Annotated in this window: 20 protein-coding genes, 1 tRNA gene and 1 riboswitch; of the genes, 15 read left to right on the plus strand and 6 right to left on the minus strand. The window is 70.9% G+C overall.

The genetic code is table 11. From position 1 onward, the window contains the following. The first annotated feature begins 43 nt into the window (after positions 1-43). The 11 genes from ACGFR9_RS14510 to ACGFR9_RS14560 all read left to right on the plus strand — a co-directional run bounded on the left by ACGFR9_RS14510 (position 44) and on the right by ACGFR9_RS14560 (position 12,656). A complete protein-coding gene (locus ACGFR9_RS14510; RefSeq protein ID WP_393207307.1) occupies positions 44-688 on the plus strand; it encodes a SurA N-terminal domain-containing protein in 645 nt (214 codons plus the stop codon). Between the two features lie 36 nt (positions 689-724). Then, entirely contained in the window at positions 725-1,702 is a 978-nt protein-coding gene (locus ACGFR9_RS14515) for a nucleoside triphosphate pyrophosphohydrolase (protein ID WP_393207310.1), read from the plus strand. Between the two features lie 117 nt (positions 1,703-1,819). Next, positions 1,820-3,082 carry a cytochrome P450 gene (locus ACGFR9_RS14520; RefSeq protein WP_393207313.1) on the plus strand — a complete coding sequence of 421 codons (1,263 nt, stop codon included), beginning with the start codon at positions 1,820-1,822 and terminating at the stop codon, positions 3,080-3,082. Positions 3,083-3,284: 202 nt separating this feature from the next. After that, positions 3,285-4,211 (plus strand): transglycosylase family protein, encoded by a 927-nt coding sequence (locus ACGFR9_RS14525; RefSeq protein WP_393207316.1) that lies wholly within the window; start codon positions 3,285-3,287, stop codon positions 4,209-4,211. Between the two features lie 238 nt (positions 4,212-4,449). Continuing rightward, a riboswitch (cyclic di-AMP (ydaO/yuaA leader) is annotated at positions 4,450-4,619 on the plus strand. A 3-nt stretch (positions 4,620-4,622) separates the two neighbouring features. Continuing rightward, positions 4,623-5,342, plus strand: coding sequence for a transglycosylase family protein (locus ACGFR9_RS14530; protein WP_393207319.1), 720 nt, complete (start codon positions 4,623-4,625; stop codon positions 5,340-5,342). 238 nt (positions 5,343-5,580) lie between these two features. After that, the gene (eno, locus tag ACGFR9_RS14535) at positions 5,581-6,870 is read left to right on the plus strand and encodes a phosphopyruvate hydratase (protein ID WP_393207322.1); all 1,290 of its coding nucleotides are present in this window, start codon (positions 5,581-5,583) and stop codon (positions 6,868-6,870) included. Between the two features lie 240 nt (positions 6,871-7,110). Continuing rightward, positions 7,111-7,587 (plus strand): septum formation initiator family protein, encoded by a 477-nt coding sequence (locus tag ACGFR9_RS14540; RefSeq protein ID WP_393207325.1) that lies wholly within the window; start codon positions 7,111-7,113, stop codon positions 7,585-7,587. Positions 7,588-7,616: 29 nt separating this feature from the next. Continuing rightward, positions 7,617-8,207, plus strand: coding sequence for a DUF501 domain-containing protein (locus ACGFR9_RS14545; protein ID WP_393207328.1), 591 nt, complete (start codon positions 7,617-7,619; stop codon positions 8,205-8,207). Then, complete coding sequence (locus ACGFR9_RS14550; RefSeq protein WP_393207331.1) at positions 8,204-9,145, plus strand: exopolyphosphatase; 942 nt, start codon at positions 8,204-8,206, stop codon at positions 9,143-9,145. The genes ACGFR9_RS14545 and ACGFR9_RS14550 overlap by 4 nt, the downstream gene beginning before the upstream one ends. A gap of 444 nt (positions 9,146-9,589) precedes the next feature. Beyond that, positions 9,590-10,981: an NAD(P)/FAD-dependent oxidoreductase gene (locus ACGFR9_RS14555; protein ID WP_393207334.1), complete on the plus strand. Its 1,392-nt coding sequence runs from the start codon at positions 9,590-9,592 to the stop codon at positions 10,979-10,981. A gap of 376 nt (positions 10,982-11,357) precedes the next feature. Further along, the gene (locus ACGFR9_RS14560; protein ID WP_393207337.1) at positions 11,358-12,656 is read left to right on the plus strand and encodes a class I SAM-dependent methyltransferase; all 1,299 of its coding nucleotides are present in this window, start codon (positions 11,358-11,360) and stop codon (positions 12,654-12,656) included. A gap of 61 nt (positions 12,657-12,717) precedes the next feature. On the opposite strand, the gene ACGFR9_RS14565 is transcribed toward ACGFR9_RS14560, so the two are convergent. Continuing rightward, entirely contained in the window at positions 12,718-15,246 is a 2,529-nt protein-coding gene (locus ACGFR9_RS14565; RefSeq protein ID WP_393207340.1) for an ABC transporter permease, read from the minus strand. A gap of 84 nt (positions 15,247-15,330) precedes the next feature. Beyond that, positions 15,331-16,104: an ABC transporter ATP-binding protein gene (locus ACGFR9_RS14570; protein ID WP_393207343.1), complete on the minus strand. Its 774-nt coding sequence runs from the start codon at positions 16,102-16,104 to the stop codon at positions 15,331-15,333. A gap of 391 nt (positions 16,105-16,495) precedes the next feature. Between ACGFR9_RS14570 and ACGFR9_RS14575 the strand changes: the two genes are divergently transcribed. The 3 genes from ACGFR9_RS14575 (at position 16,496) to ACGFR9_RS14585 (ending at position 19,018) form a co-directional block, all read left to right on the plus strand. Then, a tRNA-Leu gene (locus ACGFR9_RS14575) sits at positions 16,496-16,582 on the plus strand. A 162-nt stretch (positions 16,583-16,744) separates the two neighbouring features. Continuing rightward, complete coding sequence (locus tag ACGFR9_RS14580; protein ID WP_393207346.1) at positions 16,745-17,926, plus strand: RCC1 domain-containing protein; 1,182 nt, start codon at positions 16,745-16,747, stop codon at positions 17,924-17,926. Positions 17,927-18,124: 198 nt separating this feature from the next. Further along, entirely contained in the window at positions 18,125-19,018 is an 894-nt protein-coding gene (locus ACGFR9_RS14585; RefSeq protein WP_030216324.1) for a Bax inhibitor-1/YccA family protein, read from the plus strand. 74 nt (positions 19,019-19,092) lie between these two features. On the opposite strand, the gene ACGFR9_RS14590 is transcribed toward ACGFR9_RS14585, so the two are convergent. After that, positions 19,093-19,323, minus strand: coding sequence for a DUF4287 domain-containing protein (locus ACGFR9_RS14590; protein WP_085575247.1), 231 nt, complete (start codon positions 19,321-19,323; stop codon positions 19,093-19,095). A gap of 110 nt (positions 19,324-19,433) precedes the next feature. Here ACGFR9_RS14590 and ACGFR9_RS14595 point away from each other — a divergent pair, with 110 nt between their 5' ends. Further along, the gene (locus ACGFR9_RS14595) at positions 19,434-19,745 is read left to right on the plus strand and encodes a hypothetical protein (protein ID WP_106982018.1); all 312 of its coding nucleotides are present in this window, start codon (positions 19,434-19,436) and stop codon (positions 19,743-19,745) included. A 27-nt stretch (positions 19,746-19,772) separates the two neighbouring features. Here ACGFR9_RS14595 and ACGFR9_RS14600 read toward each other — a convergent pair whose 3' ends face one another. The 3 genes from ACGFR9_RS14600 to ACGFR9_RS14610 all read right to left on the minus strand — a co-directional run bounded on the left by ACGFR9_RS14600 (position 19,773) and on the right by ACGFR9_RS14610 (position 23,407). After that, positions 19,773-20,552 carry a hypothetical protein gene (locus tag ACGFR9_RS14600; RefSeq protein WP_393207351.1) on the minus strand — a complete coding sequence of 260 codons (780 nt, stop codon included), beginning with the start codon at positions 20,550-20,552 and terminating at the stop codon, positions 19,773-19,775. A gap of 296 nt (positions 20,553-20,848) precedes the next feature. Then, positions 20,849-22,069 (minus strand): acetyl-CoA C-acetyltransferase, encoded by a 1,221-nt coding sequence (locus tag ACGFR9_RS14605; RefSeq protein ID WP_030216329.1) that lies wholly within the window; start codon positions 22,067-22,069, stop codon positions 20,849-20,851. Positions 22,070-22,381: 312 nt separating this feature from the next. After that, the gene (locus ACGFR9_RS14610; protein ID WP_393207355.1) at positions 22,382-23,407 is read right to left on the minus strand and encodes an SGNH/GDSL hydrolase family protein; all 1,026 of its coding nucleotides are present in this window, start codon (positions 23,405-23,407) and stop codon (positions 22,382-22,384) included. Positions 23,408-23,526: the final 119 nt, after the last annotated feature.

Genomic DNA, 23,526 nt, shown 5'->3' on the forward strand with positions numbered 1-23,526 from the left:
AGACTTTGTGCACCGCCGCACAAGCTCTCCTCAGGAGGTCTCCTTGCACCGCCGTCGTCGCACCGCGCTCCTCCTCACCGCCGCGATCGCCGCAGCGCCCCTCCTCACCGCCTGCGGCAACGACGCCCACCCCGGTGCGGCAGCCGTCGTCGGCGGTGAGCGGATCACCGTGTCGCAGCTGGAGAACCGGGTCGGCGAGGTCCGCGCGGCCCAGCGGGCTGCCGTACCCGACGACGCCCAGTACCAGCAGGCCATCGCCCGCACCGGCAGCCTCACCCGCGACACCCTGCACGGCATGGTCCTCGACCGGGTGCTGGAACGCGCCGCGCGGGACGCGGGCGTGACCGTCTCGGACCGCGAGGTGCAGCAGATGCGGACCGGCCTCGAGCAGCAGGCCGGCGGCGCGAAGGCGCTGGAGGCCGCGTGGCTGCAGCAGTACGGCATCCCGCCGCAGCGCCTCGACGACAACTTCCGCATCCAGATCCAGGCCCAGAAGCTCGCCCAGCAGCTCGGCACCGACACCAGCCGGCCGGAGTTCTGGCAGGCACTGTCCGAGGCGAGCAGGAAGCTCGACGTCGACCTCAACCCGCGCTACGGCGACTGGGACGTCGAGAAGAGCAGCCGGGTCGACGCGAAGACGCCGTGGGTACGGGACGTCACGGCGGCGGGGGCGCCGCAGACGCTCTGACCGTGGGACGCCGGTGACGTGGGCTAGTTTCGGAGTGTGAACGCAATCAGCCCCGAGGCCGCCGTCGGCCGAGTCGTCCTGCTCACCACCAGCCACCGGGTCGCGCCCGGACTGCTGTCCTGGCCGGCCTGGCAGGTCCTGCACGAGGCCGACAGGGTGCTGTGCGCGGACGGCGCGCATCCGCAGCTGCCGTATCTGCGGGAGGCGGGGATACCGGTCGAGGAGACCGCGCCGACCGCCGAGGAGATCGTCGACGCCTGCGCCGGCGGGCGGACCGTGGTCGTCGTCGCGACGGGGGAGGGCGAGCCGGCCCTCACCGACGGGCTGGCGCGGCTGGCCGGGTCCGGCAGGGTGCGGATGCCCGAGCTGGAGCTGCTCCCCGCCTCCTACGATCTGCCCGGCGCGCGGCTGCTCGACCTCGTGCAGGTCATGGACCGTATCCGCGTGGAGTGCCCGTGGTCGTCCCGGCAGACCCATGCGGGCCTCGCGAAGTACGGCATCGAGGAGGCGTACGAGCTCGTCGAGGCGATCGAGGAGGGGGACCGGGGGGAGCTGCGGGAGGAGCTGGGGGACGTGCTGCTCCAGGTCGTGTTCCACGCGCGGATCGCGGAGGAGCACACGGAGGAGCCGTTCTCCGTCGATGACGTGGCGGGCGGGATCGTGGCGAAGCTGATCCATCGGCATCCGCATGTCTTCGGCGACGAGACGGCCGAGACCCCCGAGGACGTCAAGGAACACTGGCTGCGCACCAAGGCGATCGAGAAGCGGCGCGAGTCCGTGACCGACGGCGTCCCCCTCGGCCAGCCCGCCCTCGCCCTCGCCGCGAAACTGGCGTCCCGCGTCCGCACCGCCGGTCTCTCCGTCCCCCTCCCCACGGGCGAGGGCATCGGCTACGAGCTGCTGCGGCTGGCGGCGCGGGCGGAGGCGGAGGGGGTCGATCCGGAGGCGGCGCTGCGGGCGGCGGCCCGGGCCTACCGCGACACGATCCGCTCCGCGGAGGGGCTGAGGGGGTGAGCCGAGGGGGTTTCGCCCCCGCCGCCCCTTCCCGTCCCTGGGGGCTCCGCCCCCGGACCCCCTTCGCGCAGTTCCCCGCGCCCCTGAAGGGGGCCGAGCCCCTTATAGGGTCGCCGCATGTCCGAGCAGCCCCCCGCCCCCGAACTCTTCACCTGGGAGTTCGCCGCCGATCCCTACCCCGCCTACGCCTGGCTCCGTACGCACGCGCCCGTGCGGAAGACCCGGTTGCCCAGCGGGGTCGAGGCGTGGCTGGTGACGCGGTACGCCGATGCCAAGCAGGCCCTCGCCGACGGGCGGCTGTCCAAGAACCCCGCGCATCACGACGAGCCCGCGCACGCCAAGGGCAAGACCGGCATCCCCGGTGAGCGCCAGGCCGATCTGATGACGCATCTGCTCAACATCGACCCCCCGGACCACACCCGCCTGCGCCGGCTGGTGAGCAAGGCGTTCACCCCGCGCCGGGTCGCCGAGTTCGCCCCGCGAGTGCAGGAGCTCGCCGACGACCTCATCGACCGCTTCGCGGACAGCGGCTCCGCCGACCTGATCCACGACTTCGCCTTCCCCCTCCCCATCTACGCCATCTGCGACCTGCTCGGCGTCCCCCGCGAGGACCAGGACGACTTCCGGGACTGGGCCGGCATGATGATCCGTCACGGCGCGGGCCCGCGCGGCGGAGTCGCCCGGTCCGTGAAGAAGATGCGCGGCTATCTCGCCGAGCTAATCCACCGCAAGCGCGAGGCACTGCCCGCCGAGCCCGCCCCCGGCGAGGACCTGATCTCCGGCCTCATCCGCGCCTCCGACCACGGTGAGCACCTCACCGAGAACGAGGCCGCCGCCATGGCGTTCATCCTGCTGTTCGCCGGTTTCGAGACGACCGTCAACCTCATCGGCAACGGCACCTACGCCCTGCTCACCCACCCCGGCCAGCGCGAGCGCCTGCAACGGTCCCTCGACGCCGGGGAGCGCGGACTGCTGGAGACCGGGGTCGAGGAACTCCTGCGCTACGACGGTCCCGTGGAGCTCGCCACCTGGCGGTACACCACCGGGCCCGTCACCCTCGGCGGGCAGCGCATCGCGGCCGGCGACCCCGTCCTGGTCGTACTCGCCGCCGCCGACCGGGACCCGGAGCGGTTCGCCGACCCGGACGTGCTCGACCTCGGACGGCGCGACAACCAGCATCTGGGATACGGCCACGGCATCCATTACTGTCTGGGTGCCCCGCTGGCCCGCCTGGAGGGCCAGACCGCGCTCGCCACCCTGCTGACCCGGCTGCCGGACCTGCGGCTCGCGGCGCAACCCGCCGAACTGCGCTGGCGGGGCGGGCTCATCATGCGCGGACTGCGCACGCTCCCGGTGGAATTCACGCCTCCGCGAAAGTGACGGATCAAACGTCCTTTCCGTGCCCGGGGCGGGGTCAACTCAAACATGACACCCTCTCAACTCTGTGATCTTCACGTGATCTGTGCGGCATTAACTTGTGACAAGTGATCGAGTGCGGATACGTTCACCCATCAAGTGCGGTTGTCGGAGCTCCACTCCACACACCGCGCCGGTCATCGCTGTCTCGCGAAAGGTCATCCGTATGCTCTCCGGGAACGGTCGGCACCGCCGCCCCCGCCAGGCTCCGGCCCTCCTCGTCGCAGCCGGAGTGACCGGCTCCGCCATCGCCATCCCGCTCCTCGGCGCGGGCGCCGCCAGCGCGGCCGACGGCCTGAACTGGGACAAGGTGGCCGAGTGCGAGAGCGGCGGCTCCTGGAGCCAGAACTCGGGCAACGGCTATTACGGCGGCCTGCAGCTGACCCAGACGGACTGGGAGAAGTACGGCGGCCTGGACTACGCCTCCAGCCCCGACCAGGCCAGCCGCGGCCAGCAGATAGCCGTGGCCGAGAAGATCCTCGACGACCAGGGCGTCGGTGCCTGGCGCACCTGCGGGCTGCTCGCGGGCCTGGACAAGGACGCGCCGGCGGCCGACGTCGACACGGGCGTGGGCGACGACTCGGCATCGGGCGGGTCCGACTCGTCCGACTCCAGTGGATCGTCCTCTTCTTCCTCCCCTTCCCCTTCCTCCTCCCCGTCGTCGAGCGCGAGTACCGGGACGGGCCTCGACCTTCTGGGGGACGAGTCGGCTGATTCCGGCAAGTCAACCGAATCGGACAGCGGTAAGGGCAAGGAGACGGCCGGGACCCCCGACGCCTCCCCCTCCGCCTCGGCGGACGCCAAGGGCGGCAAGTCGGACAAGTCCCGGCAGAACGCCGACGCTTCGGCGAGCGACGGCACCGGCCGCCACCGCGGCGCCAGCGCCGACGAGGACAAGACGGAAGCGGAGCCGGCCGGCCGGCACGCCTCTGGCGGACTCAACGCCTGGGGCGGCACGGTCGCCGAGGCGCCCGCCGCGAGCGACGGGGGCGATTCCCCGTCCATCCCCGACTCCCTTGAGGTGGGCGGCGGATGGGGTGCGCTCTACGGGATGGACGACCATCTCGTCAGTGGCGTCGCATCAGGTCAGTAGCCTCCCGGTCGGGACGAACCGGCCGGAAAGCGACACCTGAAAACGCCTGGACGTGGCGGCAGTTGGCGTCACGGTTCGCGCCGAATGTCCGATTTAAAGGCTGTGAGAGATAGGTCTCAGAAGCCGTGATCGTCTTTGATATTCCGTGAATCCCGTGCCTACGGTCGTGACCGCTCGCCACCGCGGGCCCCGGCTGCCGCCACGCCGAATCCTGCCAGTGGCAGCACGGGAACAGTCGACGCGTCATGCGCCGTAGGCAGGAGCGGGGGACCCAAGGTAGGCGCCGGATCCGGGCAGTTGACGCCGGATACGGCTTGGGGTGAAGCCGCGTCCCGGGAGGGACGTGGCCGGGCAACTCAACCGGCCCGAACCCGACAGCTCACCTCGCAGGCGTCGGTGAGGGGATCCTCCATGCTGTTTACCGGTAAGGGCAAGCACCGCCGTCCGTCCAAGGCCACCCGCGCGATCGCCGTCGCCGGCATCGCCTCCGCCGCCGTCGCCGCCCCGCTGATGGCGGCCGGCAACGCCTCCGCCGCCACCGCCGCCGAGTGGGACACCGTCGCCCAGTGCGAGTCCGGCGGCAACTGGTCCATCAACACGGGCAACGGTTACTACGGCGGTCTGCAGTTCTCCGCCTCCACCTGGGCGGCCTACGGCGGCACGCAGTACGCGTCCACCGCCAACCAGGCGAGCAAGGCCCAGCAGATCGAGATCGCCGAGAAGGTCCTGGCGGGTCAGGGCAAGGGTGCCTGGCCGGTCTGCGGTGTGGGCCTGTCCAACGCCGGCTACTCCGGCGGCTCCTCCTCCAACGGCTCCTCGCAGGGCGGCGGCTCCACCGAGAGCCGTCAGACCGAGCAGAAGGCCTCCCGCTCCGCCGAGCGCCCGGCCGCCGAGAAGCAGGCCGAGCCCAAGGCCGCGCCGAAGGCCGAGAAGAAGACCGTCACCACCCCGACCGGCAAGAAGGTCGAGAAGGGCGACGGCGAGTACAAGGTCGTCAAGGGCGACAGCCTCAGCTCCATCGCCGCCGAGCACGACGTCAAGGGCGGCTGGGCCAAGCTCTTCGACCTGAACGACGACATCGTCGACGACGCCGACCTCATCTACCCGGGCCAGCAGCTGCACCTCAAGTAAGCGGCTCCCCCCATGGCTCCCCGCCCCGGTGCGTTCTCCCCCGTACGCACCGGGGCGGGGTCTTTTCGCGGCCGGTTTCCCGAAACCGCTTTGTTCCGTTCGGAAACAATTTACTCTCGGTTCTGTCCACGGGACGGGCGACCGGCTGGCCGATCGCCCGGAGCCGGTTAGGCTCGGTCTCGCAGGACCCCCTTGGGGGTCCCGCTCACCCGCGTCGCATTCATTGAAGGAGATGCTCGTGCCGTCCATCGACGTCGTCGTAGCCCGGGAAATCCTGGACTCCCGAGGCAACCCCACGGTCGAGGTCGAGGTAGGCCTCGACGACGGCAGCACGGGTCGTGCCGCCGTCCCGTCCGGTGCCTCCACCGGTGCCTTCGAGGCCATCGAACTGCGTGACGGTGACCCGAACCGCTACCTCGGCAAGGGTGTCGAGAAGGCCGTCCTCGCGGTCATCGAGCAGATCGGCCCGGAGCTCGTCGGCTACGACGCCACCGAGCAGCGGCTGATCGACCAGGCCATGTTCGACCTGGACGCCACCGACAACAAGGGCTCGCTCGGCGCCAACGCCATCCTCGGTGTCTCCCTCGCCGTCGCCCACGCCGCTTCCGAGGCCAGCGACCTGCCGCTCTTCCGCTACCTGGGCGGCCCCAACGCGCACCTGCTGCCGGTGCCGATGATGAACATCCTGAACGGCGGCTCGCACGCCGACTCCAACGTGGACATCCAGGAGTTCATGATCGCCCCGATCGGCGCGGAGTCCTTCTCCGAGGCCCTGCGCTGGGGCACCGAGGTCTACCACACCCTCAAGAAGGTGCTGAAGAGCAAGGGTCTGGCCACCGGCCTCGGCGATGAGGGCGGCTTCGCCCCCAACCTCGGCTCCAACCGTGAGGCCCTCGACCTCATCCTCGAGGCCGTCAAGGAGGCCGGCTACACCCCGGGCGAGCAGATCGCCCTGGCGCTCGACGTCGCCGCGTCCGAGTTCTACAAGGACGGCTCCTACACCTTCGAGGGCAAGGAGCGCTCCGCCGCCGAGATGACCGAGTACTACGCCGAGCTCGTCGAGGCGTACCCGCTCGTCTCCATCGAGGACCCGCTGTTCGAGGACGACTGGGACGGCTGGAAGGTCCTCACCGACAAGCTCGGTGACAAGGTCCAGATCGTCGGTGACGACCTGTTCGTCACCAACCCCGAGCGTCTCGCCCGCGGTATCGAGGAGGGCGCCGCCAACGCCCTGCTGGTCAAGGTCAACCAGATCGGCTCGCTGACCGAGACCCTGGACGCCGTGGAGCTGGCCCAGCGCAACGGCTTCAAGTGCATGATGTCGCACCGCTCCGGCGAGACCGAGGACGTCACCATCGCCGACCTGGCCGTCGCCACCAACTGCGGCCAGATCAAGACCGGCGCCCCGGCCCGCTCCGAGCGCGTCGCCAAGTACAACCAGCTGCTGCGCATCGAGGAGATCCTCGACGACGCGGCGGTGTACGCCGGCCGCTCGGCCTTCCCCCGGTTTCGCTCTGCGAACCAGTAGGCACAGCGCTCTGCGAACCAGTAGGCACAGCGCTCTGCGAACCAGTAGGCACAGCGCTCTGCGAACCAGTAGGCACAGCGTTCTGCGAACCAGTAGGCACAGCGTTCTGCGAACCAGTAGGCACAGCAGGGGCTGAGTCCGGGCCCCGTAAGAGGCAGCGTCGTACGTACGTCCCCGTACCCGGTCCCGTACCGTGTGCGGGGACGTACGCGCGTAGGACGGTGAACGAGAGGCGGGACCATGGCGGTCAAGGACCGGGACCGTTTCTCCACCGCGACCAGGATCCGGCTGATCGGTGAGCAGACCGCCGCCCGGGTCTACCGCTCGCAGACCAAACGCCAGGCCCGCCGCTCCCGGCTGACCGGCCGGGCGGCGCTGCTGGCCCTGGTGCTCTGCTCGCTGATCGTGGCCCTCGCCTATCCCATGCGGCAGTACGTCTCCCAGCGCGCGGACATCGCCGACCTCCGGCAGGAGCAGGACGAGGCCCGCCGACGGGTCGAACGGCTGCGGGACATGAAGGCGCGCTGGCAGGACGACGCCTACGCCGAGCAGGAGATCCGCCGCCGGCTGCACTACGTCCTGCCCGGCGAGACCGGCTACATCGTCATCGACCCGGGTACGGCGGAGCAGTCCCGCACCGATCTCGAGGCCGCCGACCGTCCCTGGTACGCGAACGTCTGGGACGGCGTCGACAAGGCCGACGCCGCCGCCCAGTGACCCTTGCAGAAAGCCGTAGAAAGACACGTATGGAAACTCCCGCCGGCCGCCCGGCCACCACCCCCCAAGGACAGCGCTCCGCGCTGACCTTGTTCGATCTGCCCACGACCCCCCGCACCGAGCCCACCGACGCGGACGTCGAGGCCTTCAAGCAGCAGCTCGGGCGGCCCCCGCGCGGGCTGCGCGCCATCGCGCACCGCTGCCCCTGCGGGCAGCCGGACGTCGTGGAGACCGCGCCGAGGCTGCCAGACGGCACCCCCTTCCCCACGCTGTACTACCTCACCTGCCCGAAGGCGAACTCCGCGATCGGGACGCTGGAGGCCAACGGCGTGATGAAGGAGATGACCGAGCGGCTGGCCGCCGACCCGGAACTGGCGGCCGCGTACCGTGCCGCGCACGAGGACTACATCCGGCGCCGCGACGAGATCGAGGAGCTGAAGAACTTCCCCAGCGCGGGCGGCATGCCGGACCGCGTGAAGTGCCTCCACGTCCTGGTCGCCCACTCGCTGGCCGCCGGACCCGGCGTCAACCCGCTGGGCGACGAGGCGCTGGCGATGCTGCCCGAGTGGTGGCGCAAGGGTGCCTGCGTGACACTGCCCGCGAAGGAGGAGGACCGATGACCCGGGTCGCCGCCGTCGACTGCGGTACGAACTCCATCCGGCTGCTGGTCGCCGACGCCGACCCGAGGACCGGTGAACTCACCGAGCTGGACCGCCGTATGACGATCGTACGGCTGGGTCAGGGCGTCGACCGGACGGGCCGGCTGGCGCCCGAGGCGCTGGAGCGGACCTTCGCCGCCTGCCGTGAGTACGCGGAGATCATCAAGGAGCACGGCGCGGAACGTCTGCGCTTCGTCGCCACCTCCGCCTCCCGCGACGCCGAGAACCGCGACGAGTTCGTGCGCGGGGTGCTGGACATCCTGGGCGTGGAGCCCGAGGTCATCACCGGTGACCAGGAGGCCGAGTTCTCGTTCACCGGCGCCACCAAGGAGCTGACCGGGCGGACCGATCTGCGCCGCCCCTTCCTCGTCGTGGACATCGGCGGCGGCTCGACCGAGTTCGTGGTGGGCGAGGACCGGGTGCGTGCCGCCCGCTCCGTGGACGTCGGATGCGTACGGATGACCGAGCGGCACCTGGTACGCGACGGGGCCGTGACGGACCCGCCCACCGAGGCGCAGATCGCGGCGATGCGCGCGGACATCGAGGCCGCCCTGGACCGGGCCGAGGAGACCGTCCCGCTGCGCGAGGCGCACACCCTGGTCGGCCTGGCCGGCTCGGTGACCACCGTGTCGGCGATCGCCCAGGACCTCCCCGCGTACGACTCCGAGGCCATCCACCACTCCCGCGTGAGCCGTACCCGCGTCCGGGACATCACCGACCACCTGCTGCGCTCCACCCACGCCGAACGCGCGACGATCCCCTCCATGCACCCGGGCCGCGTCGACGTGATCGGCGCGGGTGCCCTGGTCCTGCTGACGATCATGGAACGCGTCGGCGCGGAGGAGGTCGTGGTCTCGGAGCACGACATCCTCGACGGCATCGCCTGGTCGGTGGCGTAGCTCCCTTTTACTACTGGCGGGTAGCACTCCGCTGAGCAGTCGGGATAGCGTTTGAGCAGGGCCCCGGGGGGTCTTCTCGGCCCCTCGGCGGGGGCCCGCCGGGAAAGTTCGTGAAGTTCTTCACAAGGAAATGGGCCCGGGAGGGCGAAGAGCCCGGTTCGGTTGACCCATTCGGGCCCTCAACACCCCTTTGAACACGTTCAGAAGGTGATGGCGGGCACTCTGGCGGGGGTCGTCACGAGGGCTTCGGTGGTCGGCCTCACCGTGTGCCCGGAACGGCAGAGAGGCAGCTCACGCGCCATTGACAACGTCTGCCGCAGGGTGTCGGTTCCCCTTTTGCGACGTGATCTGGATCAAGAAATGCGGGATGGTAACACGAGCCCTGTCGAAGCTTGTGAAGGGGCGCACGAGGTACCCCCCTGAGACGGGTGGATACTCGATGGCATGAGCACCACGGAGCGTCCCAGGATCCTCGTAGTAGGCGGTGGGTACGTAGGCCTGTACGCAGCTCGGCGCATCCAGAAGAAGATGCGTTACGGCGAGGCGACCGTCACCGTCGTCGACCCGCGGTCGTACATGACCTACCAGCCCTTCCTCCCCGAAACCGCCGCCGGCAACATCTCCCCCCGGCATGTCGTCGTCCCGCTGCGACGCGTGCTGCCCAAGGCGGAGGTTCTCACCGGCCGGGTCACCACCATCGACCAGGACCGCAAGGTCGCGACGATCGCGCCGCTGGTCGGTGACGCGTACGACCTGCCCTTCGACTACCTGGTGATCGCGCTCGGCGCGGTCTCCCGGACCTTCCCGATCCCCGGTCTCGCGGAGCAGGGCATCGGCATGAAGGGCGTCGAGGAGGCCATCGGCCTGCGCAACCACGTCCTCGAGCAGCTCGACAAGGCGGACTCCACCACGGACGAGGAGATCCGGCGCAAGGCGCTCACGTTCGTCTTCATCGGCGGCGGCTTCGCCGGCGCGGAGACGATCGGCGAGGTCGAGGACATGGCCCGGGACGCGGCCAAGTACTACAAGACGGTCTCCCGCGAGGACATGCGCTTCGTCCTCGTCGACGCCGCCGACAAGATCCTCCCCGAGGTCGGCCCCAAGCTCGGCGCCTACGGCAAGGAGCACCTCGAGAGCCGCGGCGTCGAGGTCTACCTGTCCACGTCGATGGACTCCTGCGTCGACGGCCACGTGGTGCTGAAGAACGGCCTCGAGGTCGACTCCAACACCATCGTGTGGACGGCGGGCGTCAAGCCGAACCCGGCGCTGTCCCGCTTCGGCCTGCCGCTCGGTCCGCGCGGCCACGTCGACACCCAGCCCACCCTCCAGGTCACCGGCACCGACTACATCTGGGCCGCGGGCGACAACGCCCAGGTCCCGGACCTCGTGGGCCGCAAGGCCGGCAACGAGAACGCCTGGTGCCCGCCGAACGCCCAGCACGCGCTGCGCCAGGCCAAGGTCCTCGGCGACAACGTGGTCTCCGGCATGCGGGGCTTCCCGCAGAAGGAGTACAGCCACTCCAACAAGGGCGCGGTGGCGGGCCTCGGCCTGCACAAGGGCGTGGCGATGATCGTCGTCGGCAAGATGAAGATCAAGCTGAAGGGGCGGCTGGCCTGGTACATGCACCGGGCGTACCACGGCATGGCGATGCCGACCTTCAACCGCAAGATCCGCGTCTTCGCCGACTGGACCCTCGGCATGTTCCTCAAGCGCGAGGTCGTGTCGCTGGGCGCGATCCAGTCGCCGCGTGAGGAGTTCTACGAGGCGGCGAAGCCGGCGCCGGCGCCGGTGGCTGCCGCGTCGGAACCGAAGAAGACGGAAGCGAAGGCTTCCTGACCTACGGTCACTTGTGACTGCCCGAAGGGGCCGCCCGCCATCCGTGGTGCGGGCGGCCCCTTCGGCGTTGCCAAGGGGGCGTTTGCGGGTTGCCCCGGTGCAAGGGGAGCAGGGACGGCGCCCGAGGGGACGAAGCTCCCGGGAGGGCCGCCGAGCCGGGTGGGGGTATGGGACAACCGCAGGGGGCCCGCAGGGCCCGGGGCCGTCGGGGGCGTACCGCCCCGAAAGTGCGAGGCGGAGCCTCGAAGGGGGCTCCGGGCGCGTGCTATTGAGCGTTTTGCTCAGTCATGACGCGCGGCGGGGACTGCCAACGCCCGTCCCTGGTGTTTACGTGGGAAATGACATTCCGGGATTCCCCGTCACGGAGGTGTACACCATGCCGGACGTCGCCTCGCGGCTGAAAGGCCACGTCGAACAGTTGATCGGCGCCCCCCTCTCCGTCCGTGTCCGCGCCTGGGACGGATCACAGGCCGGCCCTCCGGACGCCCCCACCCTCGTCGTACGCAACCGCCGGGCCCTGCGCCACCTGCTCCGGAAGCCGGGCGAACTCGGTCTCGCGCGTGCCTGGGTGGCCGGCGACCTGACCGTCGAGGGCGACCTCTACGCCGCCCTCGACGCGCTCGCCGGCCTCGTCTGGGAGCGCGGTGAGGACGCCCGTACCCTCGCCCAGGCCGTGCGCGACCCGGCGTTCCGTTCCGCCGCCCGCGGACTCCTCGCCCTCGCCGGACCCCCGCTGCCGCCCGCCCCGCCCCCCGAGGAGGTCCGCCGCCCCCGCCGCGGACTGCACACCAAGCACAGCGACCGGCGTGCCATCAGCCACCACTACGACGTCGGCAACGACTTCTACGAGATCGTCCTCGGCCCGTCCATGGTGTACTCCTGCGCCTACTGGCCCGCCCCGCCCCCGCGGGGCACCCTCGAACAGGCCCAGCACGACAAGCTGGAACTCGTCGCCCGCAAGCTCGCCCTGCGGCCCGGTCAGCGCCTGCTGGATGTCGGCTGCGGCTGGGGCTCCATGGCCGTCCACGCCGCCCGCGACCACGGCGTGAGCGTCGTCGGCGTGACCCTCTCCCGGGAACAGGCCGCGTACGCCCGTAAGCGCGTCGCCGACGAGGGACTCACCGACCGCGTCGACATCCGCGTACAGGACTACCGGGACGTGTCCGACGGACCGTACGACGCCGTGTCCTCCATCGGCATGGCCGAACACGTCGGCTCCGAGCGCTATCTGGAGTACGCCACCGCCCTGCACCGGCTGCTCAAGCCCGGCGGACGGCTGCTGAACCATCAGATCGCGCGCCGCCCGCAGCGGGACGAGACGTCGTACCGGGTGGACTCCTTCATCGACGCCTACGTCTTCCCCGACGGTGAACTGTCCCCGCTGGGCACCACGGTGTCGCTGCTGGAACGTTCCGGTTTCGAGGTGCGCGACGTCGAGTCGATCCGCGAGCACTACGCGCTCACCCTGCGCCGCTGGGTCGAGAACCTGACGGACGACTGGGACCGCGCCGTGTCGCTCGCCGGTCCGGGAAGGGCCCGGGTCTGGCTGCTGTACATGGCCGCGTCCGCCCTCGCCTTCGAACGCAACCGCATCGGCGTCAACCAGGTCCTCGCCGTCAGAACCCCCGAGCCCGGCACCTCCGGCCTCCCCCTGCGGGCCCGCACCTGGAACTGACCCGTACACGGGGACGGGCCCCGCTCCACCCGGAGCGGGGCCCGCGCCATGAGCCGGGACGCTACTCCGCCTTGATCGCCTGCAGCATGTTCAGCCGGGCCGCCCGCCGGGCCGGCCACAGCGCCGCCAGCACACCGACCACCGCGGCCAGCAGCAGGAAGATCCCCATCCGCTGCCACGGCAGGACCAGTTCGTACGTCGCCATCCTCGCGCCGACGAGTTCACCGGCCGCCCAGCCGAAGAACACGCCCAGACCGAGGCCGAGCACCCCGCCGAACAGCGAGATCACCAGGGACTCCAGCCGGACCATCCGCTTGATGCCCTTGCGGTCCAGGCCGATCGCCCGCAGCATGCCGATCTCCTGGGAGCGCTCGAACACCGACATCGCCAGGGTGTTGATGACCCCGATGACCGCCACGATCACCGCCATCGCCAGCAGGCCGTAGACCATGTTCAGGATCAGGGTGAACATCTTCGCGACCTCGTTGGAGAGGTCCTGCTTGTCCTGGACCCTGATCGCGGGGTTGCTGCCGAGGGCCTTCTCCAGGGAGTCCTTCACCGCGTCCGACGTGCCGTCGGCGGTCTTCACCATGACCATCATGTCGGACGGTTCCGACTCGTGCGGGTCGAGGGTCGCGGTGTCGATCATGATGCCGCGCATCAGCTCGTTGGCCTCGTAGACCCCGGAGACCGTGAGCTTCTGCTTCTCCCCGTCACCGTAGGCGACGGTGAACGCCGAACCGGCCTTCCAGCCGTACGACTTCGCGACGTCCTCGTCCACGACGACCCGCGTGCCGCCGATCTCGAAGGAGCCCTGGACGACGGGGAAGTCGGTCAGGTCGCCGAACGTGGCGCCGTTCACACCGGTCAGATACTCGGTCTCGCCGTCGATCCGGGCGTCCGCGTTGCGCATCGGGCTGGTCGCGGTGACGTCGCCGGCCCCCTTCAGCCTCTTCTCGACGTCCGGCGACAGCGGGTGGCCGTTCGCCATGGACACCATGTAGTCCGCCTCGATCGCGGACGCCGCCATCTTGTCGATGGACTTCTGCAGACTGCCGGCCATCACCGTCATCCCGGTGATCAGGGTGAGCCCGATCATCAGCGCGGACGCGGTGGCGGCGGTACGGCGCGGATTGCGCACCGAGTTCTGCCGGGCGAGCTTGCCCGACACCCCGAAGACGCGCAGCACCGGGCCCGCGGCCGCGATCAGCGGACGGGACAGCAGCGGGGTCAGGATGAAGACACCGATGATCAGCAGTACGGCGCCGAGCCCCATCGGGGCCTGGCCGTCGGAGCCGTCCATCGTCGTGGCCGCGAGGACCACCGCGACACCGGCCGCCGAGAACAGCGCGCCCAGCGTGTTGCGCAGTACCAGCGACTTGGTGGTCGCCTGCGCGTGCAGCGCGCTCATCGCCGCAACCGGCGGGATCTTCGCGGCCCGGCGGCCGGGCAGCCACGCGGCGAGCATGGTCACCAGGATGCCGACCGCGAACGCGGAGCCGACCGTGCCCGAGCTGATCACCAGCGGCCCGTCGGGCATGGGCGCGTCCAGCGCCCCCATCAGCGAGCGAAGACCCGCGCCGATGCCGACACCGGCGACCAGTCCGGCGACGGCGGCGACCGCGCCGACCACGAACGCCTCGATCAGCACCGACCGCGTCACCTGACGCCGGGACGCGCCGACCGCGCGCATCAGGGCCAGTTCCCTGGTGCGCTGGGCGACCAGCATGGTGAAGGTGTTGGCGATGATGAACGTCCCGACGAACAGCGAGATCCCGGCGAAGACCAGCAGCCCCTGCTTCAGTCCGCTCATCGAGGCGGCGATCGCCTCCGCCTGGTCGTCGGCGAGCTCCGTGCCCGTCATGGTCTCCACGACGTCGGAGGGCAGCGCCTTCTCCAGCTGGGCCCGGAGCTCGGTGTCGCTGACGCCGGCCTTCGCCTGCACGGCGATCTCGTCGAAGGTGCCCGGCTTGCCGAACAGCTTCTGCGCGCTCGCCGTGTCGAACAGGGTGAGGCTGCCGCCTGCCGCGACATTGCCGTCGTCGGTGGTGAAGATGCCGGTGATCACCGGCTCCAGGACGGGACCGTCGACCGACATCCGCACGGTGTCGCCGACCTCGTAGCCGGCCCGCTTCGCGGTCTCGGAGTCGATGAGGATCTCGCCCTCGCCCTTCGGCGCGCGCCCGTCGGTCAGCGGGTAGCGGGGGTCGTCGTCGCCCCAGTAGTTGCCGCCCTGCGACTGGAAGCCGTCGCCGATCAGCTTGCCGTCCTTGCCGGCGATCGCGGTGAAGCCCTGGACGGTGCCGATGGCGCGGGCGGCGCCGGGGACGGCGGCGCTGTCGTCGACCAGTTCGCGGGTCAGCTCCGGGTACTCGCCGACCTTGTCGCCCTCGGCCTCCTTCCACTGGGCCGTGACGGCGACGTCGACGTGGTCGAAGCCCTTGGCGGACTGGTTCTGCAGGGCGCCGGAGAGGCTGTTGGTGAAGACCAGGGTCCCCGACACGAAGGCCACGCCGAGCATCACGGCGAGCACGGTCATCAGGAGCCGGGCCTTGTGCGCGGAGACGTTGCGCAAGGCGGTACGGAACATGGGAGTCTTCTCGAGTCCAGACGTATGGAGGAGGGGCGGGCGGAGGGCGCGGGCGTGTCAGTCGGTGCGGCCCTTGGCGTCGAACTAGGGGGTCCGGGGGTTCCCCCCGGGAAGATTCCGCATGCGGTCGAGCACCAGGTCGGCCGTCGGCCCGTACACCTCGTCGACGATGCGGCCGTCCGCGAGGAAGACCACACGGTCCGCGTAGGCGGCGGCGACCGGGTCGTGCGTCACCATGACCACCGTCTGCCCCAGCTCGCGCACGGAGTTGCGCAGGAAGCCCAGCACCTCGGCGCCGGAGCGGGAGTCGAGGTTTCCGGTGGGCTCGTCACCGAAGATGATGTCGGGCCGGGAGGCCAGCGCCCGCGCCACGGCGACGCGCTGCTGCTGACCGCCGGACAGCTGCGAGGGCCGGTGGCTCAGCCGGTCCGACAGCCCGACCATCCTGATCACGGTGTCCAGCCATTCCTTGTCCGGCTTACGGCCCGCGATGTCCATCGGGAGGGTGATGTTCTCCAGCGCCGACAGCGTCGGCAGCAGGTTGAACGCCTGGAAGATGAAGCCGATCTTGTCCCGGCGCAGCCTCGTCAGCTGCTTGTCCTTCAGCGAACCCAGTTCGGTCTCCCCGATGCGTACGGACCCGGAGGAGAAGGTGTCGAGGCCGGCCACGCAGTGCATCAGCGTGGACTTGCCGGAACCGGACGGGCCCATGATCGCGGTGAACTCGGCCTGCCGGAAGGCGATGGAGACCCGGTCCAGGGCGACCACCTGGGTCTCGCCCTGGCCGTAGATCTTGGAAAGCTCCGTGGCGCGCGCGGCCACGGCGGTGGTCCGGTCGGCGAGGGATGCGGTGGTCACGGGATGGCACTCCTGTCGGGACGACGTGTTCTCGGGGACAGTCACCATCGTTCCGTCCGCCCGCCGCCGTGTAGTCAGCCGCTGCTCCCGTTCCGGGGGGCGACCGGGGAGGGACGGCCGGGCGCGGTGTCATACCTCAGGAGGACTGCGGCCCCTGAGCCGAGGGCGCGCGAGAACGGGTGGAGCGCCCTTGTCCGGACGGTGAAATTCCGTCATTTCGCGTGCATGACGGATCGTCACACGAGAGGCTGGTGGCACGTGCTGACGGCGCGTTCCCGCGACTGATGCTCCCTCAGGCGCCAATAAAATAAGACAAGATCGGTCCATCCCGCCGCTGCTCGCGGGAGGGTCACCGATAGGCTCGGGACGCTCGAAGCGGAGCCCATGGCCTGCCCGGATGGTGGAAAGCAGACACGGCGAGCTTAAACCTCGCTGCCCCTGAGCGGGCGTGCCGGTTCAAGTCCGGCTCCGGGCACCACCACGTACTCGGCCCGACCTGCTGGAGGGGCGGCGCCCCTTCCTTCGGCCGTGTTCTGAGTGTGCGTACTCAGGGGCTGAGCAGGAGCGCGGACAGCGGGCTCGGTCCGTGGGCGGCACCGTTGGCGGGGTGAGAGGTTCGCTTCGTCGGCGGGGGTGCCGTATGGCCGGGGTCTTCTGGTTGCGGATGGCTGTCGCGGGGGCAGCCGTGGTGTCGCTGGCCGGGTGCGGCAAGGCGGATCTGGCCGTGCTCAAGGCGCCCGGGTGCCCCGAGGAGGGGTCCGCGCGGCCTGCGCGGGAGGAGGACCGGCCGGCGGGGACCGTGTGGGCCTGGGCGCCGCTCTTCCAGGCTCCCGAGGGCACGCCCGGGGAAGGCGCCGTGCCGGGGCTGACCGACGTCGTGTCCATCGCCGACGGCGGCCACACCCTGGTCGCCGTACGGAGCGACGGCACCGTGTGGTCGTACGGCACCAACGTCGACGGCTCCCTCGGCCACGGATCGCGTGAGCGCCACTACCTCGCCGAGCCCCGTCAGATCACCGGGACGGGGCCCGCCCACGCGGTGTACGGCAGCGGGCCCACCTTCTACGTGGTGCTGCGCGACGGCACCGTGACGGCGTGGGGCTCGGACCGGTTCCTGGTCAAGGGCGGGAAGCGCGAGGGGTACGACGGGGTGGCCACGCCGGAGCGGGTGCCGGGGGTGACGGGCGTCGCCGCCATGGGGCCCGGTTCCCTCAACGCGTTCGCGCTGCGCGGCGACGGCAGGGTCCTCGGCTGGGGCATCAACCTGACCGACGTCCTCGGCGACCGCGACGGCACCCGGCTCACCACGATCGACGGGGTGAAGGGCGTCGTCGACTTGGCGTCGGCCGGCGGGGCCGTGGTCGCCGCGACGGCGGACGGCCGGGTCTGCGCCTGGGGCGGCAACGCCCACGGACTCCTCGGCGTGGAGCCGCGCGGCGGCCAGTCGGGGCGCCCCGTGCTCGTACGGGGGCTGACGGACGTCGTCCAGGTGGCCGGCGGGTCGGACGTCGCCTACGCGCTCGACCGGAACGGCACCGTACGGGCCTGGGGGCGGGGCGCGAGCGGCGCCCTCGGCGACGGGGACCGCTCGGACCACACCTCCGCACGGCCGGTCCGGGTGGAGGGGCTGCCCGGGATCCGCCGGATCGCGGCCCACGGGCTCACCGGGTACGCCATCGACACCTCCGGCGGACTGTGGGCCTGGGGCTCGGGGCTGACGCTCGGCGACCACGCCCCGCGGACCGCCCGGCCGGTCCGCATCCCGCTCCCCGGGCCCGCTCTGGACGTCTCGGGCCACCACGCGATCGTCGGCGCGAGGTGAAAGGATGATCTCCGGCGGGTTCCGGGCAGGTACCGGGTCGGTCATGGTTCGGCGCCGCACGGCGAAGGGAATGACCCGGCCGCGTAGCGTGTTGGGCAGCACAACAAGGGAAAGATCCTTCCTAAGCAGTAGGGTCATTCCTTTGCCTACCTATTACTCTTGAGCCAAGGCCACGTCGTGTGGCCATGGAGGAGTGAAATGAGGAGCAGAAACCCGGTCTTCTCGCGACGGGGGTTCAGCCGCGACAACGGCTACGCGGGCTTCAACACCGCGCCGCAGGCCGGGGGTCCCGCTGTCGCCACGCAGGCCAACCCGTACGCGCAGCCGACGGGCAATCCGTACGCCCAGAACCCTTACGCGCAGCAGGACCTGCAGTACGGCACTCCGCCGCAGGCACCGGCCACCACCGGCCGGATGACCATCGACGACGTCATCATGCGCACCGGCACCACGCTCGGTGTGCTCATCGTCACGGCCGCGCTCTCCTGGGCGCTGCTGCCGGTCGACGACGCCAACATCAGCCGGTCCTACGGCATCGGCATCGGTGCCGCGCTGATCGGCATGGTCCTGGCGTTCGTGCAGTCCTTCAAGCGCAAGGCCTCGCCCGCGCTGATCCTGACGTACGCCGCGTTCGAGGGTGTCTTCCTCGGCGTGATCTCCAGCATCGTCGACAACCGCATCGCCGACGGTGCGGCCATGCAGGCGGTGATCGGCACGATGGCGGTCTTCGCCGGGGTGCTGGTGGCGTACAGGGCGGGCTGGATCCGCGTCAACCGCCGCTTCTACGGCTTCGTGATGGCGGCCGCGCTCGGCTTCATCCTGCTGATGGCCGTGAACCTGCTGTTCGCCGTGTTCGGCGGCGGTGACGGCCTCGGCTTCCGCAGCGGCCCGCTCGGCATCGTCTTCGGCGTCATCGGCATCATCCTCGGTGCCTGCTTCCTCGCCCTGGACTTCAAGCAGGTCGAGGACGGCATCGCCTACGGTGCCCCGCGCGAGGAGGCCTGGCTCGCCGCCTTCGGCCTCACGCTGACGCTGGTGTGGATCTACATGGAGTTCCTGCGGATCATCTCGATCCTCAACAGCAGCGACTGACCGCGGTAGTCACCGGCCGTACGGACGAAGGGCCCCGGGTTCCCACCCGGGGCCCTTCGTCGTGTCCGCACGCGTCACAGGAGTTTGCGTGCGGCCCGCCGCAGGTCGTACTCGTGCACGATCGCCTTGGCGTGGCCGTACGCCAGGTCGTACTCGTGCCGGAGCCAGCTGACCTTCTCCTCGAAGCGGAAGAGCGAGGGGCCTTCTTCGACGGTGCGCAGCCAGTCGGAGATCTCACGACCGGTGCAGTGGGGAATGCGGGCGAGCATGTTGCGATGGGTCTCCTCGGAGAGGACGTGGGACATCGGCGCCTCCGGACGCAGGGGGATGTAAGCCGTAAGCCGGTCCTTCAGGTCACCGTGCCTGACCGTTCGCCCGTTGGCAACAGTCCTGCCGTGCCGCGTACGCTCGCCGCGTGGTAGATACGACGCCCTTCACCCGTGCCGTGGATCATTTCGCCGACCGTCTGCGGGCCGCGCCGCAGAGCCGGCTCCAGCGGGGCGGGGCGGCCGAAGCGCTGGCCCTGGCCAGGGATTTGGCGCGGCGCACCCAGCTCGTCGAGGAACCGGGCACCGAACCCCGCGAGATGCCCGACGCGGGTATGTTCGCCGCCGCCGACCAGATCACCGTCGCCGGTCACGACCTGGCACTCGTACTGAAGAACGACGACGAGGTGCGGGAGGCCGTACGGCTGGTGGAGGAGGCACGCGAGCGTGCCGGGGTGTAGGCGCCGGGGTTGCGGACGCCGCGTCGGTCAGAGCGACGCGATGACGCGGTCCGCCAGGATGTAGACGTTCTCCTCGCCGCAGGAGAACGTCAGCGTGTAGGCGCCCGAGATGCCGGAACCGCCCAGCAGGAACGGGGTCTCGCCCGCGCGCAGGGCCGCGGCCAGGCGCTCCGCCGTCTCACGGTGGCCCGGCGTCATGCACAGTGTCGTCCCGTCGGCGAAGACATAGACGTCGAGGGTGCCCAGCGGGCCCGGACGGACGTCGGTCAGCTCGGTCCGGGCGGCGGCCAGCTCCTCCAGGGTGCTCACCGTGCGCTCGTGGTCGTTCACCACCGGCGAGGGGTTCGGTACGAAGTCGGGGTGCGAGGGGTGACGGCGGCGGGCCGCGGCCAGTTCCGGGGAGTCGCCGGAGTGCTCCTCGGTGTCCGCGCCCGGCTCGGTGACCGGCTCCAGACCCGCGAAATCGGCCTGCCGGGGCAGGAACAGCTCGCTGTCGGCCAGACCCAGCAGGGAAGGGTGGTCGGACGCGTCACGCGCCTCCTGGGCGGCCCAGAAGGCCCGCGCCTCCGCGAGCTCGCGCTCCCGCTCCTCGGCGAGCGCCTCCGCCACGGCGGCACGTATCTCCTCGGTGCCGGCCGTGCGGGCCGAGGGGACATGCGCGTACGGGGCCGCGGCGCGGTTCTCGTCCAGGGCGGCGTGCAGCGCCGCCACCTGCCGGCGCAGCACCAGGATGCTGCGCAGCACGGCGACGCCCACGGCTCCGGTGGCGGCCGTGGTGACCAGCAGGGCGATCGGCATGGCGCTCACTGACGTACTCCCGGTTCAAAGTCGACCCCCGACTTCCTACATCAGCTTGAAGGGTGGACTAACCATCTGTCAGTGCGTAACGTCACGAAACGGACAGGTCTTTGGGGATGTGCCCCGGAGGGGGTCGGTCCTGACCTGCGTGAATCCCCGCCGCGAGGGAGATAGGTCACATCCTGGGGGAGATTGGATCACGAATCGGCCCGGACCCCGGAAGTTCCGGAGGTCCGGGCCCCGGTATCACCGCCTGTGTCGCGGCGGCTACCGTACGGCGTTCGGTGCCGGCTTCGGGTACGGCGTCAGCTGAGGCGTTCGATGACCATCGCCATGCCCTGGCCGCCGCCGACGCACATCGTCTCCAGACCGAACTGCTTGTCGTGGAACTGGAGGGAGTTGATGAGCGTGCCGGTGATGCGGGCGCCGGTCATGCCGAAGGGGTGGCCGACCGCGATCGCGCCGCCGTTGACGTTCAGCTTCTCCAGCGGGATGCCGAGGTCGCGGTAGGAGGGGATCACCTGGGCGGCGAACGCCTCGTTGATCTCGACCAGGTCGATGTCGTCGATCGACAGACCGGCTCGGCCCAGCGCCTGCTTGCTCGCCTCGACCGGGCCGAGGCCCATGATCTCGGGGGAGAGGCCGGAGACGCCGGTGGAGACGATCCGGGCGAGCGGGGTGAGGCCCAGCTCGCGGGCCTTGGTGTCGCTCATGATGACCAGCGCGGCGGCGCCGTCGTTGAGCGGGCAGCAGTTGCCGGCGGTGACCAGGCCGTCCGGGCGGAAGACCGGCTTGAGGCCCTGGACGCCCTCCAGGGTGACGCCGGCGCGCGGGCCGTCGTCCTTGCTCACGACCGTGCCGTCGGGGAGCGTCACCGGGGTGATCTCGCGCTCCCAGAAGCCGTTCTTGATGGCCTCCTCCGCGAGGTTCTGCGAACGGACGCCGAACTCGTCCATGTCCTGGCGGGTGACGCCCTTGAGGCGGGCCAGGTTCTCCGCGGTCTGGCCCATCGCGATGTACGGGTCGGGGACGAGGCCGTCCTCGCGCGGGTCGTGCCAGGACGAGCCCGCCGACTCGGCGACGGCGGCGGTACGGGCCTCGGCCTCGGCGAACAGGGGGTTGCGGGTGTCCGGGAGGCTGTCGGAGTTGCCCTTGGTGAAACGGGAGACCGTCTCGACGCCGGCCGAGATGAACACGTCGCCCTCGCCGGCCTTGATGGCGTGCAGGGCCATGCGGGAGGTCTGCAGGGAGGACGAGCAGTAGCGGGTGATGGTGCAGCCGGGGAGGTGGTCCATGCCCATCTGCACGGCGACGACACGGCCGAGGTTGTTGCCCTGCTCGCCGCCGGGGAGGCCGCAGCCGAGCATCAGGTCGTCGATGTCCCTCGGGTCCAGCCCGGGGACCTTGGCGAGGGCGGCCTGGATGATCGTGGCGGTCAGGTCGTCCGGACGCAGGTCCTTGAGGGAGCCCTTGAAGGCACGGCCGATGGGGGAGCGGGCAGCGGAAACGATCACGGCTTCGGGCATCACGGCTCCAGGGGGAAGAGGTGGCGCGCAGCGCCTCGTCGAGGGGTGGTGGTCGGGCATACCGGTGGGTTGGTGCGGCTCCCTGGGAAGCTACCCCTACGTATGGGCGGGGTCACGGGTGACGCGATGTGACATGGACCGCAACTGTCTAAGCGCTTGCTTTCCGCTCCGCGTGCGCGGGGGGAGGCATCGCGCCCGCCGCGCACCGCACCTCCGCCGATCCCCGGGCAGGCGTGCCGCCCCGGCGGCACGCCTGCCCGCAGCGGGGGCGGCTGGGGCGGCTGTGTGCCGGGTGGTGGGGCGACCCGCCTGTCACGACGGCTGGGTCGACGGCTCCGGCTCCGTCTCCGGGACGCGCCGACGGCGGCGCCGCTTGAGGAGAGCCCACGCCCCCCGCGGACCGGACGGCATCGCCGCCGTGACCTCCGTGCCCGCCTCCGACGCCGCCTCCGCCGCCGCGCGGGCGACCGGCAGGAACCCCTCGCGGCGCGCGGCGTCCGGCCGCTCCTCCTCCGCCGGCCACAGCCCCAGCGCCGCGCACGCCGTCGGCAGTACCGCCATCGCGGCGGTGGCGTACCCCTCCACCGAGGGGTGATAGCTGTCCGGCCCGAACAGCTCGCGCGGATGCGCCGCGAACTCCGGCCCCAGCAGATCCCCCAGCGACACCGTGCGCCCGCCCTGCTCCACCGCCCCGATCGTCTGCGCCGCAGCCAGCTGCCGCGAGGCCCGCCGGGCCAGCCACCGCAACGGCTGCCATACCGGCTCGATCGTGCCCAGATCGGGGCACGTACCGACGACCACCTCCGCACCGGCCGTCCGCAGCCGTCGTACCGCCGACGCCAGATGACGTACGGAACGGGTGGCCGGCATGCGATGCGTGACGTCGTTGGCCCCGATCATGATCACGCAGACGTCCGGCACCCGGGACGGATCCGCCAGCGCCCGCGTCACCTGCCGGTCCAGATCGTCGGAACACGCCCCCGGCACCGCCACCGTGCTCAGCCCCACCGGCCGCTCCGCGATCGCCGCCACCCCCGACGCCAGCAGCGCGCCCGGCGTCTGCCCGGCCCGGTGCACGCCCTGCCCGGCCGCCGTCGAGTCGCCCAGCATCGTCAGCCGCAGCGCCGGCTCGCCCGGCACCGTGTAGGCGGCGCCGTACAGCCCGTCCGCGTTCGGTACGTGAGGCGTCGTGCCGTTGCCCACGCGACGCCGCGCCAGCTGGGCCTCGGCCACCAGCAGCCCCACCGTCGCCGCCCCGGCCAGTCCGATGCCCCCGCCGCCGTACGCCGCGCCGGCCGCGATCCGCCGGGCAACCCTCGCCCTCGACATGCCCGTCATGCTCCGCCGCCACCTCCCTCGAACCCGTACACCCAGTGCTTGCCCCGTACGGACCGTGCCCCAATCCCCACAGCGAGTGAACGACCCGCCCGAGTCCCGCCCGGACAGGGCCTAGGCTG

The sequence above is a fragment of the Streptomyces sp. NPDC048584 genome (assembly GCF_043199595.1).
Classification (GTDB): Bacteria; Actinomycetota; Actinomycetes; order Streptomycetales; family Streptomycetaceae; genus Streptomyces; species Streptomyces edwardsiae.